The sequence below is a fragment of the Vibrio sp. 1249-1 genome (assembly GCF_033340495.1).
In genome coordinates this window covers 85,784-99,848 of record NZ_JAWOWJ010000013.1, presented here as the reverse complement: position 1 = coordinate 99,848, position 14,065 = coordinate 85,784, and the positions used below count along the sequence as shown (strand labels likewise).

At 44.5% G+C, this 14,065-nt stretch carries 6 protein-coding genes, 1 tRNA gene and 1 riboswitch; of the genes, 3 read left to right on the top strand and 4 right to left on the bottom strand.

Annotation, left to right across the window (positions count from 1 at the left end; genetic code table 11):
• The first annotated feature begins 150 nt into the window (after positions 1 to 150).
• Positions 151 to 227: transfer RNA gene (locus R7Z50_RS19600), tRNA-Asp, on the top strand.
• Between the two features lie 748 nt (positions 228 to 975).
• Here the strand turns inward: R7Z50_RS19600 and R7Z50_RS19595 are convergent.
• Complete coding sequence (locus R7Z50_RS19595) at positions 976 to 2,307, bottom strand: cation:proton antiporter (RefSeq protein ID WP_044129501.1); 1,332 nt, start codon at positions 2,305 to 2,307, stop codon at positions 976 to 978.
• Positions 2,308 to 2,498: 191 nt separating this feature from the next.
• Between R7Z50_RS19595 and metH the strand changes: the two genes are divergently transcribed.
• Complete coding sequence (metH, locus tag R7Z50_RS19590; RefSeq protein WP_154204997.1) at positions 2,499 to 6,179, top strand: methionine synthase; 3,681 nt, start codon at positions 2,499 to 2,501, stop codon at positions 6,177 to 6,179.
• Positions 6,180 to 6,265: 86 nt separating this feature from the next.
• Here the strand turns inward: metH and lysC are convergent, their stop codons facing one another.
• Complete coding sequence (gene lysC / locus R7Z50_RS19585) at positions 6,266 to 7,618, bottom strand: lysine-sensitive aspartokinase 3 (protein WP_017821324.1); 1,353 nt, start codon at positions 7,616 to 7,618, stop codon at positions 6,266 to 6,268.
• Positions 7,619 to 7,719: 101 nt separating this feature from the next.
• Positions 7,720 to 7,898, bottom strand: a riboswitch (Lysine riboswitch).
• A 220-nt stretch (positions 7,899 to 8,118) separates the two neighbouring features.
• Here lysC and R7Z50_RS19580 point away from each other — a divergent pair.
• Positions 8,119 to 9,240: a pyridoxal-phosphate-dependent aminotransferase family protein gene (locus R7Z50_RS19580; RefSeq protein ID WP_033907426.1), complete on the top strand. Its 1,122-nt coding sequence runs from the start codon at positions 8,119 to 8,121 to the stop codon at positions 9,238 to 9,240.
• Positions 9,241 to 9,299: 59 nt separating this feature from the next.
• Here R7Z50_RS19580 and R7Z50_RS19575 read toward each other — a convergent pair whose 3' ends face one another.
• Together R7Z50_RS19575 and uvrA are read right to left on the bottom strand one after the other, a co-directional pair.
• Positions 9,300 to 11,081, bottom strand: a complete 1,782-nt coding sequence (locus R7Z50_RS19575; protein ID WP_318149217.1) for a PglL family O-oligosaccharyltransferase — start codon at positions 11,079 to 11,081, stop codon at positions 9,300 to 9,302.
• Positions 11,082 to 11,148: 67 nt separating this feature from the next.
• On the bottom strand, positions 11,149 to 13,971 hold the full coding sequence (gene uvrA, locus R7Z50_RS19570; protein ID WP_318149216.1) for an excinuclease ABC subunit UvrA: 2,823 nt from the start codon (positions 13,969 to 13,971) through the stop codon (positions 11,149 to 11,151).
• Positions 13,972 to 14,065 lie beyond the last annotated feature (94 nt).

Sequence of the window (14,065 nt, the reverse complement as noted above, 5' to 3'; positions counted from 1 at the left end):
ACTCAGAAGTGAAACGAAATAGCGCCGATGGTAGTGTGGGGCTTCCCCATGTGAGAGTAGGACATCGCCAGGCTTTAGTTTTATTTTCACTTTTTCGAAAAGTGAAGACAAAAGCGGACGCTTGCTTATTAAAGCGAGTGATACCACTGCGGAGTGGTAGTTCAGTTGGTTAGAATACCGGCCTGTCACGCCGGGGGTCGCGGGTTCGAGTCCCGTCCACTCCGCCACTTATATTAAGCCTCAGTCGAAAGACTGAGGCTTTTTTCGTTCTGGTTCCCCCGACTTACCTGAAACTCACTTTCATATTGAAACCTTGCATCTAGAGTTACACTACCCTCTTCACATGGTTTTAATATCGTCGTGAACGAGCTAGCATGTAACTCTGTGCCTTAGTCTTAGCCTTATTCCGATACCAAGCTCTAACCAAAGCTCCTTTTATTCGATATTAGAAAATCTAGTTATGTGACAGAGTTTAATTGTTTGAAGTGTCGCTTGTTTCTAATTTGAAAACAGGAGGACTTTGAATACAAGTTTAGTCTCACTGAGATCAAGAGGGAGGGGGGCTACATTTCTGTTAAGGCTTTGATCTACCTGAATGCTAGCTCAGTTTTATCTTGGTGAGGTTGCTAACCTGTTTGGGTTCTGAACGCAATTACCCTAAATGCCTCTTTCTCATAAAAATACAAACTCGCTCATTGCTAAGTATTGTGGAAGTTTAGCTTTGATGTTTGCGAGGAGCCTATATTGCCAAGGTAAGAGAAGTGATACAGATGAAAATGGGTAAATTAAAAGGCTCGTCTATGAATACTATCTATCAGCAATAGTTAGTATCTATGAAAATGTAGCGTAGCGATTCTTCGTATATTTGATGGTATATCAAAGAATAAGGAGCCTTCGTCCTTGAAGGGGAGTCTGAAAATTAGTTATGAAAAAAGCAGCTAGGTAGCTGCTTTTTATTTATTAAGTTACGTGTCTTTAAGAGTCCACTGTCTCCGTATGTTCCGGAGTGGTTATTGCTTGGTTGTTCTCTTCCATCTTCTTCTCTTCTGCTTTTGCTTTTTCAATCATTGGAGTGATTGTTGAGCCTTGAATGAGGATAGAGAAAACAACGACGGAGTAGGTCATTACAAGAATAATCTCTTTTACATCGATTAACTTATCTTGAATCACCCAAATACCAGATGGAATGGAAAGTGCCATTGCCAATGCAAGGCCCCCGCGTAAGCCGCCCCACGTCAAAATACGTACTGACCACGGGTTATATTTTCTGTAACGCTTAAAGCCAATGTACGAGAGAAATACGCTTAGATAGCGAGCTGCTAGTACAAGAGGGACTGAAATAGCCATCATAATCCAGTCTTCTTTGTGGAATTCAAAGAGCAGCATCGACATGCCGATCAGTAGGAATAACACGCCATTCAAGAACTCATCAACAAGCTCCCAAAAATGGTCAAGGTGATCTTCACTCTCTTTTGAAAAGCCAATAAAGCGTGTCCAGTTGCCAATCATAATACCGGATACAACCATTGCGAGTGGGCCTGATACATGGATGTATTCAGCAAATGCGTAACCTGCTGTTGGGACACCAATGGTAAGTAACAATTCCATTGAGTGATCATCGGTGGCACTGATCAAGTAGTGGAATAGCAAACCGAGGACGAAACCATATGTGATACCACCGATAGCTTCTTGGATGAAGAGTAAGGTGACACTACCTACAGTTGGTGCCTCAGTGCCAAATGCAATCGTAAATAGAGTGACGAAGATAACCAAACCGAAGCCATCATTGAAGAGCGATTCTCCTTCAATCTGAGTGGAGATACGTTTAGGAGCATCGAGTTTTTTCACAATAGCCAATACAGCGATTGGGTCAGTTGGCGATATTAGAGCACCAAATAGTAAGCAGTAGACCAAATCAAATTGGATGCCAATTAACTGACAAAACCCATACAGCGTAAATCCAATAAAGAACGTAGAAAACAGTGTAGCTCCAAGGGCTAAAACAGTGATCTCCCACTTTTGATCTTTAAGGTTCGGGAGTTTGATGCCTAGTCCACCAGCAAATAGTAAGAAGCCAAGAATGCCTTTGAGCAAGAAATCTTCGAAGTTAATCCTTGTGACCGTCTCCGTCGCAATTTCGGTGAGATGGAACCAGTTGTTTTGACCCGCAATTAAGATTAGAAGTGAAAGCACCATTGAACCTGCGGTAATCGCAATGGTGGTTTGCATCTTTCCTATCTTGCTGTTTACAAAAGCAATTAGCATCGCAGCTGCGGATAGAAAACATAAAGTATGATAGACCGACATAGAGCTCTCTATTTGTAACATTTTATGAATGGAATTCTCGGCTGATGCTGCTTAAATAGCAAACATTTTTTCGTGATTATTTTGTAAGTTAAGAAGGAGATAAAATAATCATTAATTCCACGTTTAGACGTCTAGACTCCTGAAGTTTGTGTGATAGGATGGAAAGATAACTAAAGGAATGAGGCTGTACTGTGGGAAGTAACGTAAGACAACAGATTGAAGCTCAATTGAAGCAACGTATTCTTTTGATTGATGGTGGTATGGGAACCATGATTCAAGGGTACAAACTTGAAGAGCAAGACTATCGAGGAACGCGCTTTGCGGATTGGCATTGTGATCTAAAAGGTAACAACGACCTGTTGGTTCTAAGTCAGCCTCAACTTATCAAGGAAATTCACGCTGCATATTTAGAAGCGGGTGCAGATATTCTTGAGACCAACACTTTTAACGCAACAACCATTGCGATGGCTGACTACGAGATGGAAAGCCTAAGTGAAGAAATTAACTTTGCAGCTGCCAAGCTTGCACGTGAAGTTGCAGACGAATGGACCGCAAAAACACCCGATAAACCACGTTATGTCGCAGGGGTTTTAGGGCCAACAAACCGAACTTGTTCTATTTCTCCTGATGTAAATGACCCCGGATATCGAAATGTTTCTTTCGACGAGTTAGTTGAGGCTTACTCTGAATCGACTCGAGCGCTTATTAAAGGTGGTTCAGACCTTATTCTTATCGAGACCATCTTCGATACGCTTAACGCTAAGGCTTGTTCATTTGCTGTTGAAAGTGTGTTTGAAGAGATGGGTATTGAGTTACCTGTGATGATCTCGGGGACTATTACTGATGCTTCCGGTCGGACATTATCCGGTCAAACCACAGAAGCGTTTTACAACTCATTACGTCATGTTAAACCGATTTCGTTTGGTTTGAACTGTGCACTTGGTCCAGATGAGCTGCGTCCTTATGTTGAAGAGCTCTCTCGTATATCAGAATCTTTTGTTTCCGCTCACCCAAATGCTGGGCTTCCGAATGCATTCGGCGAATACGATTTGTCGCCAGAAGATATGGCTAAGCATGTTAAAGAGTGGGCTCAAAGTGGCTTTTTAAACTTGATTGGTGGGTGTTGTGGTACAACTCCTGAGCACATTCGCCAAATGGCACTCGCGGTTGAAAATATCGCCCCTCGTCAATTACCTGAACTTCCCGTTGCTTGTCGCTTGTCTGGCTTAGAGCCGCTCGCGATTGATAAAGACTCTTTATTTATCAATGTCGGTGAGCGTACGAATGTAACCGGTTCTGCGCGTTTTAAGCGCTTGATTAAAGAAGAGCTGTACGATGAAGCGCTCGATGTGGCTCGTCAACAAGTTGAAAATGGCGCTCAAATTATCGATATCAACATGGATGAAGGCATGTTGGATGCACAAGCTTGTATGGTTCGCTTTTTAAACCTTTGTGCGTCAGAACCTGAAATCTCAAAAGTACCAATCATGGTTGACTCTTCCAAGTGGGAGGTTATTGAAGCCGGTCTTAAGTGCATCCAAGGCAAAGGCATTGTTAACTCGATCTCTCTCAAAGAAGGCAAAGAGAAATTCGTTGAACAAGCTAAGTTGATCCGCCGTTACGGTGCGGCTGTGATTGTGATGGCGTTTGATGAGATTGGGCAAGCAGATACACGTGAGCGCAAAGTAGAAATTTGTACCAACGCTTACCGAATTCTTGTTGATGAAGTGGGCTTTCCACCAGAAGACATCATTTTTGACCCAAACATTTTTGCCATTGCTACGGGGATCGAGGAGCATAATAACTACGCGGTGGATTTCATTGAAGCCGTTGGCGATATCAAACGTGATTTACCACATGCGATGATCTCGGGTGGTGTTTCTAACGTCTCATTCTCTTTCCGTGGCAATAACTATGTACGTGAAGCGATTCACGCGGTGTTCCTCTACCACTGTTTTAAAAATGGTATGGATATGGGGATTGTGAATGCGGGTCAGTTAGAAATCTACGATAACGTGCCTGAAAAATTGCGTGAGGCTGTGGAAGATGTCGTTCTTAACCGTCGTGATGACGCCACTGAGAGATTGTTAGATATCGCGGCGGAATATGCAGGCAAAGGGGTAGGTAAAGAGGAGGATGCCTCTGCACTTGAGTGGAGAACTTGGCCTGTTGAAAAGCGCTTAGAGCACGCGTTAGTGAAAGGAATAACTGAGTTCATCGTTGATGATACCGAAGAGGCTCGTGTCAACGCTTCAAAGCCATTAGAGGTGATTGAAGGCCCACTAATGGATGGGATGAACGTCGTCGGAGACTTGTTTGGTGAAGGTAAGATGTTCCTTCCTCAGGTCGTAAAATCTGCACGAGTGATGAAGCAAGCAGTCGCGCATCTGGAGCCCTACATCAATGCAGAAAAGCAGGTGGGACAAACAAACGGTAAGATTTTGCTAGCGACGGTCAAAGGTGATGTACATGATATCGGGAAAAATATCGTTGGCGTTGTATTGCAGTGCAATAACTACGAAATTATCGATCTTGGTGTCATGGTTCCTTGCGAAAAGATCTTAAAAGTAGCGCAAGAAGAAAACGTCGATATTATTGGTTTATCAGGGTTGATCACGCCTTCATTAGACGAAATGGTGCATGTTGCAAAAGAGATGGAGCGTCTCGACTTTAACTTACCTCTTCTCATCGGTGGCGCAACAACGTCAAAAGCCCATACAGCAGTTAAGATTGAGCAAAATTACAAGCATCCAGTGGTTTACGTGAACAACGCCTCACGTGCAGTGGGCGTATGTACTTCTCTTCTGTCAGATGAACGTCGCCCTGAATTTGTTGAAAAACTTCAAGCTGATTACGAACGAGTACGTGATCAACATAATCGAAAGAAACCGAGAACCAAACCAGTGACATTAGAAGCGGCTCGAGCGAATAAAGTTGCGATCGATTGGGAAGCTTATACTCCTCCAGTGCCTGTTAAGCCTGGCATTCATATCTTCGATGATTTTGATGTGGCTATATTACGTCAATACATCGATTGGACACCATTCTTTATGACTTGGTCACTTGTGGGTAAGTATCCAACAATTTTCCAACATGAAGAAGTTGGTGAAGAAGCAAAACGTTTATTCGAAGATGCCAACGAGTTACTTGATCGAGTTGAGCGAGAAGGCCTGTTAAAAGCGCGTGGAATGTGTGGCTTATTCCCTGCTGCGAGCGTGGGGGACGACATTGAAGTTTATGCTGATGAAACTCGTACCGACGTTGTGAAAGTATTACGTAACTTGCGACAACAGACCGAGAAACCAAAAGGATTCAACTATTGTTTATCCGACTACATCGCACCTAAAGAGTCGGGTAAACATGATTGGATAGGGGCATTTGCTGTCACTGGTGGTATTGGTGAACGAGAGCTTGCTGATGAATACAAAGCACAGGGAGATGATTACAACGCAATTATGATTCAAGCGGTGGCGGATCGCCTAGCCGAAGCGTTTGCTGAGTATTTGCATGAGCGTGTCCGTAAAGAAATTTGGGGTTATGCTGCGGATGAAGATTTATCTAACGATGATCTCATTCGTGAAAAATACCAAGGTATTCGCCCTGCACCAGGTTATCCAGCGTGCCCTGAGCATACTGAAAAAGGACCGCTTTGGGAGCTACTTAATGTGGAAGAGAATATTGGCATGACTCTAACCTCCAGCTATGCAATGTATCCGGGTGCGTCAGTATCTGGTTGGTACTTCTCTCATCCTGACTCACGTTACTTTGCGATCGCACAGATCCAAGAAGATCAGCTAGAGAGTTACGCCGATCGTAAGGGGTGGGATAGGATCGAGGCTGAAAAATGGTTAGGGCCAAACATTAATGGTTAAATTGATGTTTACCTCGTCCAAATATAACAACTAATGAAACAACAAAGGGCTGCAGATACGCAGCCCTTTGTTTTATTGAGTTGAACTTACTTCTCAAACAACTCCGTGTGGAGTTTTTGTATGGCTTGTTTCGATACCGATTCATGGAGCAAGAAGCATAAGTTGTGAGGGCTAGCGCCATAACAAATCATGCGTAGGTTAAAATCTTCTAGCGTGCCAAAAACCTGTTTCGCGTAGCCTTTACTCTCACTCATGTTGTTACCAATGAGAGCAACGAGGCATAGGTCATGTTCAACTTCTACCTTACATAACTCTTCTAACTCTTCTCGTGCAGCTTGCGGCAGCTGTGGTGCTCCGCCAGATGTATCAGTTTGATCAAGTGTTAACGATACACTGATTTCAGATGTCGTGATCAAATCGACAGAGATCTTATGCTTTGCAAGGATCTCAAAGACCTTTGCTAAGAAACCGTATGCGTGGAACATATTGGCGCTGCGTAGCGTTACCATGGTTTGGTTACAACGCAAAGCTAGCGCACGGAATAACGGTGAGCTTTCGACTTGGTGGCGAATCCAAGTTCCCCCTTTTTCAGGCTCTTTCGATGACCCCACAAATACCGGAATGTCGTGGCGCAATGCAGGTACTAGCGTAGAAGGGTGAAGGATTTTAGCGCCAAAGTTAGCCATTTCTGAAGCTTCACTAAAGCTGATCTCAGGAATTGGTGAGGCTTTTGGCGCAATTCGCGGGTCTGTTGTGTAGATGCCCGGAACATCAGTCCAGATTTCTAACCCTGCCGCTTTGACGCTCTCAGCAATTAAGGCGGCGCTGTAATCGCTGCCTCCTCGACCTAGTGTTGTTGTATTACCGGCTTCGTCAGATCCTATGAAGCCTTGAGTAACAACAACGGATTGTTGGCAAAGTGGTACGAGTTTATCTTGCGCAAGCGTCGAAATTGCTTCAATGTTTGGCTCTGCGCGACCAAAGTTGTCATCAGTACGCAGCACATCGCGGATATCAAAGCGCACAGCTTGAATGCCTCGCTCACACATTAACTGAGTTAGAATATGCGTCGACATGAGTTCGCCACATGCGACTAAATGATCGGTTAACTTCGCACTAGCTTGGATAGATGCAGCCTCGGCCAGGCTGGTTACGGTATCTAATATGCCATACACCTCGGCAGCAGTTTTCGTGCTGTCTTCGAGCTGAGTTAAAATGGCGTCATGAATGTTGGCCAGATTTTGCAGCAGCTCAGTACGGTGCGTTTGATCCTGAACACCGTTGGCGAGTTCTACCAATAGGTTGGTGACGCCAGAGCAAGCGCTGCTCACGACCAGGCGAGTATTTGGATTGTTTTCGATAATGGTGGCGCAACGACTCATTGCCTCAAAGTTGGCAACACTGGTTCCACCGAATTTAGCTACGTTAAATGCGCTCACTGCGTTCTCCCACGACTTCCTAAAAAATTGTACATCCAATGTTTAGTGAGAAAAGGAACAGAGCAAAAAGAGAGGTATTTAGAATGCTATTTGAAAAATTTACCCTCAGAAGCCCTTCATCAGACTGCGCTGATGACAGTTGATGGGATTCAGCCCAATTCAACCGACAAGTCAAATCCTGCAACTTTGACTTACCTCGGCACTACTCCCCCTCAATGATTGGTGTTGGAATTGCGGTTCCACAAATCATCTACCTGGGTAGCGCTCCTCTTCTACATAAAGCTCAAACATTGAACGGTTTTGAGGCCTTAATGTCAATCAATATTTCAACCGTTATGGTGTTTTTTATTAACGATTTTGTGACACTGGTTTGACCTCCATACTTACGGCTAATTGCTGATAGAGGAAAAATCTATTAGGGTGAAGAACCCTACACCTGAGCCATGTTATTGAATAGAACTTTTAGAATGCTCAGGATAAAAGATAATCAAGGAGCTGACATGTCGATCCAAAGCTTTATTCCGCCTCACCGTATTTTAATGGGACCTGGTCCTTCTGATATTTATCCTCAAGTGTTACAAGCACTAAGCCGTCCTACGGTAGGTCACCTTGATCCTCTGTTTATCGGTATGATGGATGAGCTCAAGCAGCTATTGAAGTATGCCTTTCAAACTGACAATGAGTTCACTATTGCGGTTTCAGCGCCTGGTAGCGCAGGGATGGAAACCTGCTTTGTAAACTTGATCGAGAAAGGCGACAAAGTGATCGTCTGCCGTAACGGTGTATTTGGTGAACGCATGCGCGAAAATGTCGTCCGTGCTGGTGGCGAAGTTGTTATCGTCGATGATGAATGGGGGACGCCTGTTTCCATTGATAAAGTCGAGCAAGCACTCGAACAGCACCCAGATACAAAAATTCTTGCTTTTGTGCATGCGGAAACCTCAACTGGTGCAGTCAGTGATGCTCAAGCATTGGGTAAGCTGGCGAAACAGCATAATGCATTATCTATTGTTGATGCGGTGACATCGCTTGGTGGTGTGCCGTTAAAAGTGGATGAATGGCAACTGGATGCGGTTTACTCTGGTAGTCAAAAATGTTTGTCATGTGTACCTGGGCTCTCACCAGTGACGTTTTCTCCTGCCGCGATTGAAAAGATTCAAGCAAGAACAACACCAGTACAGAGTTGGTTCCTCGATCAGAGTTTAGTTTTGGGGTATTGGAGTGGAGAAGGCAAGCGTAGTTACCATCATACGGCGCCAGTTAATAGCTTGTATGCGCTTCATGAAGCTTTATTGATACTGAAAAATGAAGGATTAGAAAACGCTTGGGCTCGTCACCAACTGATGCATGAAAAACTCAAAAATGGCTTACAAAAGTTAGGCTTTGAATTTGTTGTGGACGAAGCCCATCGGTTGCCACAATTAAATGCGATTTACGTGCCTGAAGGAGTTGATGAAGCAAAAGTTCGTGCTCACTTGCTAGAAACCTATAACCTAGAAATTGGTGCAGGCCTTGGGGCATTAGCTGGTAAAGCGTGGCGTATTGGCTTAATGGGTTACGGCGCTCGATCTGAAAACGTTGCGCTGTGCTTAAAAGCGTTAGAAGAGTCACTCACTGAATAAAATCATACAGCAATGAGATAAAGAAAAGCGAAGGTCATCCCTTCGCTTTTTGGTATTTATTACTCAGCTCCTGAAGTGGGGGCTGGTGAGGCAGATATTGCTTGAGAAGGTGGCTGGTAATTGACGTCACTGAAATCAATCTTCGGGAACAAAAACTGCGCTTCAGCTCTAATTTGCTCCGCTTTACTTGAGTCATCTAAGCCTTGGTAGGCCAAAATCAAATTATTATAAAATGCAGGGCGAGGCTTATCTTTGATGATTTTTAGCGACCAATCGATATAAGGCTGAATCAAGGTTGCGTCTTGTTGGTACAGCCCAAGGTTTAAAAACGTGCTATAGACATCCCAATCAAACCTGTCTTTCCAAACTACAGGGTTACTGACTTGATTCAGAATATCAGGGTTAGTTGGTCTAGTGGTCTCAAACTTCGTCAATACATAATTCGTATGTAATGCGCTTACCATGTAAAACGTAAACGCAACGGGAAGTACCAAACTAAAAACACGCAGCAAGCTTTTGGTTACATTACTAAAGCCGACTTGTCGATAACGAGAGACGCGCTGATCGACCCAGTACAGTAGGATAACGAAGATCAACCAATGCACGAGAGAGTGGTAGAAAGGGTATTCCAGTTGTGAGTGCAATACGATAGGTATAAACAAGGCCAGCAACGCAAGACGAGTTCCGCGTTTGGCTTGATAGATTCGATACAGTACCAGTGCCATCGCTAAGAAGATGCCGAGTATTGGCAGCAAGCCACCTTCTACTCCCCAGTAAAGCAGCTCGTTATGCGGATGATCCATGGCTGGCAAACCAGCTGGGTAATTCTCATTTAGGGCATGTTGACGAGCCGTATACAGCATGTACTCAGATTCAAACTTGCCATATCCATAACCAGTAAAAGGCTTTTCAATCACCATGTCTAATGTTTGCGGAAAAGTATACGCTCGAGGAGACTCCATATTTACTTTTTCTGCAGCTAACCCACCTCCATCAGGAAAGGCAAGATGCATGACAACGACTGAGAGTAAGAGCCCACTTACAAGTGACACAACCCAGCGGATAAAGCGCCCTTTGGTTGCAAAGCGGTACATGTATGGAATGACCAACAACACGGCGATGACCGAGGCTAACCAACCAGTGCGTGAAGCCAACGCCACAATTAGTGGTAAAGTTAAAACTGGTACGGCATAGAGAAGGTAAACATCGCTTAACTTACGATCGTATTTGTAGGGCTGACGTGCAAGTAAATAGCTGGCAATCACCAACCCTGTCGCAAGAAAACTGGCCATTACATTGGGCTGTTGGAAAATACCATAAGGACGATTGGCCACCGTGTCGTAACCAAACGGATTGCCTGGTTTGAGATACAGATATTGTGTCAAACCAAAAATGGCTTGGATAACAACCGCAAGGACAATGAACCATAATAGGCGTTGGCGATGTTTATTACTGAAATGAAATTGTTGTAAGACAATAAAGAACAGGACACCACACCACAGGCCAATGAGCTTATTGGCTGCCAAACTGCTATTCGCATTTGGGTACAGAATGGGCACCGTCATGATAAGAGCACTAATGAACAAGCCGATGGTTAGTTTTGAGTAACGTAGTACTCGATTATTCGCAAGTTGGTAACACCCAATGCCTAATGCAAAGCTAAAAGCAATCCAAGTTGTCGCATTGAACGAAAGCGAAAGCCCCGAACCGCCGGGGTTGGGCATGAAAAAGTGCATTGCCAACACAAATAGTGTTGCCAAGGCAATGAGAAACTTGCGATTGAGGGGAACCTGTACTTTTTCGGGAGAAAGCTTTGTTCCACTTACATGTATAGTAGCCATAGTTATTGCGTTGTTTTGAATGAAAAAAGACCAGCACTTGCTGGTCTCGATACTTTACCTGTTTTTTCTACTTCAACATAGGCTTGAGGAAGTGAGCTGTGTGCGAACCCTCGATTTGCGACACATCTTCCGGAGTGCCTTGAGCGATTATCTCGCCGCCACCCTGACCCCCTTCAGGACCAAGATCGATAATCCAGTCCGCAGTCTTAATGACGTCCAGGTTATGCTCGATCACCACGACAGTATTTCCGTGGTCGCGAAGCCTGTGCAGTACAGTGAGCAACTGCTGGATATCATGGAAGTGCAAGCCGGTTGTTGGTTCATCCAAAATGTACAAGGTTTTTCCTGTATCACGTTTGGATAGCTCTCGCGCCAGTTTCACACGCTGTGCTTCACCACCGGAGAGTGTTGTTGCCGCTTGACCCAATCGTATGTACGACAAACCCACATCCATCAGTGTTTGTAGTTTGCGAGCGATGGCAGGAACTGGATCGAAGAAGGTGCGTGCATCTTCGATCGTCATTTCTAGCACTTCATCAATAGTTTTACCTTTGTAACGTACTTCGAGCGTTTCACGGTTGTAGCGTTTACCTTTACACACATCACATGGCACATAAACATCTGGTAGGAAATGCATTTCTACTTTGATAACACCGTCACCCTGACAGGCCTCACAACGACCACCGCGTACGTTAAAACTAAAACGGCCCGGTTTGTAACCGCGAGAACGCGACTCCTGTGTGCCTGCAAACAGTTCACGGATTGGTGTAAAGATCCCCGTATAGGTTGCAGGGTTAGAGCGAGGTGTACGGCCAATTGGGCTTTGATCGATATCGATGACTTTATCGAAGTGCTCTAGACCTTTAATCGATTTATAAGGTGAAGGCTGAGCCGTTGTCGCTCCGTTAAGTTGGGTATGCGCAATTTTAAAGAAAGTATCATTAATCAGCGTTGATTTACCTGAGCCAGATACTCCTGTAATACAGCTGAATAACCCAACAGGAATTGAAAGGTTAACGTTTTTAAGGTTATTACCTGTTGCGCCTAATAGCTCAACCGTTTTTTTCGGATCTCGCGGCGTGCGATCTTTCGGTACTGCGATTTCTTTAACACCACTTAAGTACTGACCTGTCAGAGAATTCGGATTTGCGATTATCTCTTCCATGGTGCCTTCCGCAACAACATTACCACCATGTACGCCAGCACCAGGACCAATATCTATGACATGATCTGCACAGCGAATCGCATCTTCATCGTGTTCTACCACAAGTACGGTATTACCTAAATCGCGCAAATGAGTGAGCGTTTTTAATAAGCGTTCATTATCACGCTGGTGGAGGCCAATCGACGGTTCATCCAGAACATACATCACACCAACAAGACCTGCACCAATTTGGCTTGCTAAACGAATACGTTGAGCTTCACCGCCTGATAAGGTTTCTGCACTGCGTGATAAGTTTAGGTAGTTCAAACCGACGTTAACTAAGAATTGCAGACGGTCGTTGATTTCCTTCATCACTTTTTCAGCGATTTGGGCGCGTTGACCTTCCAGTTTCAAGGAATGGAAGAATTCCAATGCATCAGCAATGCTGAGTTCAACAATCTCAGGTAGTGTCGTATCAGCAATAAACACGTTACGTGCTTCAAGGCGTAGACGAGTACCGCCACAGCTTGAACAAGATTTAGTGGAGATGTATTTTGCAAGCTCTTCACGGACAGAGTTGGATTCTGTATCACGATAGCGACGTTCTAGGGTATTCAGAATACCTTCGAATGGATGGCGTTTAACGCGAATATCGCCACGATCGTTGATGTATTTAAACTCAATCTCAGTACGACCTGAGCCCTTTAGAATGACATCTTGTGTTTTCTTTGGCAGAGAATTAAAAGGGGCATGGAGGTCAAAACCATAATGATCGGCCAATGAGGTGAGCATTTGGAAGTAGTAGTAGTTCTTTTGATCCCAACCGCGAATCGCACCTTGTGCCAAGCTTAATGAATCATCTTGAATGACTCGACTTGGATCGAAGTATTGCTGCACACCCAAACCATCACAAGTGCCACATGCACCAGCAGGGTTGTTGAATGAGAAAAGTCGCGGCTCTAACTCTTGCATGCTGTAACCACATTGTGGACAAGCGAAGTTGGCGGAGAAAATAATCTCTTCACCGTCGCCATCCATTGGCGCGACAACCGCAATTCCGCCTGATAATTCGAGCGTGGTCTCGAAAGATTCGGCCAAGCGCTGTTGTAAGTCTGGACGAACTTTAAAGCGGTCTACCACGACTTCAATGGTGTGCTTTTTATGTAGCTCAAGGGTTGGAGGATCGGAAAGATCGCAAGTTTCTCCATCAATACGCGCACGAATAAAGCCTTGAGCCGCTAAGTTCTCAAGCGTTTTAACATGCTCACCTTTACGTTCTTTGACAATAGGCGCCAATAGCATCATTTTGCTGCCTTCCGGCATCTCTAGGACTTTGTCCACCATTTGGCTGATGGTTTGCGCGGCAAGAGGGGCATGATGCGTTGGACAGCGGGGTTCGCCCACACGAGCATACAATAGACGTAAGTAGTCGTAGACTTCGGTAATTGTACCGACGGTTGAACGCGGGTTATGAGAAGTAGATTTCTGTTCAATAGAAATCGCGGGTGATAACCCTTCAATGTGGTCGACATCGGGTTTTTCCATCAGAGACAAAAACTGACGAGCGTAGGCAGAGAGAGACTCTACGTAGCGTCGTTGGCCTTCTGCATACAATGTATCGAAAGCGAGAGAGGATTTACCGGAGCCACTTAGTCCAGTAATGACAATCAGTTTATCGCGAGGGATTGTAAGATTAATGTCTTTAAGGTTATGGGTTCGGGCACCGCGAACTTCTATTTTATCCATCGTTTTTGCTCTATGTATAACCAAGTGGGGCAAGTATTACATAGTGTGAGAAATGTGCAAAGAAAATTACTGGATAAAAAAACAGTAAAGTAAA

What these genes read in the sequence shown, in the direction of transcription:
- R7Z50_RS19595 (WP_044129501.1), bottom strand. Translation starts at nt 2,307, where the DNA reads ATGTCGGTCTATCATACTTTATGTTTTCTATCCGCAGCTGCGATGCTA.
- R7Z50_RS19580 (WP_033907426.1), top strand. Translation starts at nt 8,119, where the DNA reads ATGTCGATCCAAAGCTTTATTCCGCCTCACCGTATTTTAATGGGACCT.
- R7Z50_RS19575 (WP_318149217.1), bottom strand. Translation starts at nt 11,081, where the DNA reads ATGGCTACTATACATGTAAGTGGAACAAAGCTTTCTCCCGAAAAAGTA.
- uvrA (WP_318149216.1), bottom strand. Translation starts at nt 13,971, where the DNA reads ATGGATAAAATAGAAGTTCGCGGTGCCCGAACCCATAACCTTAAAGAC.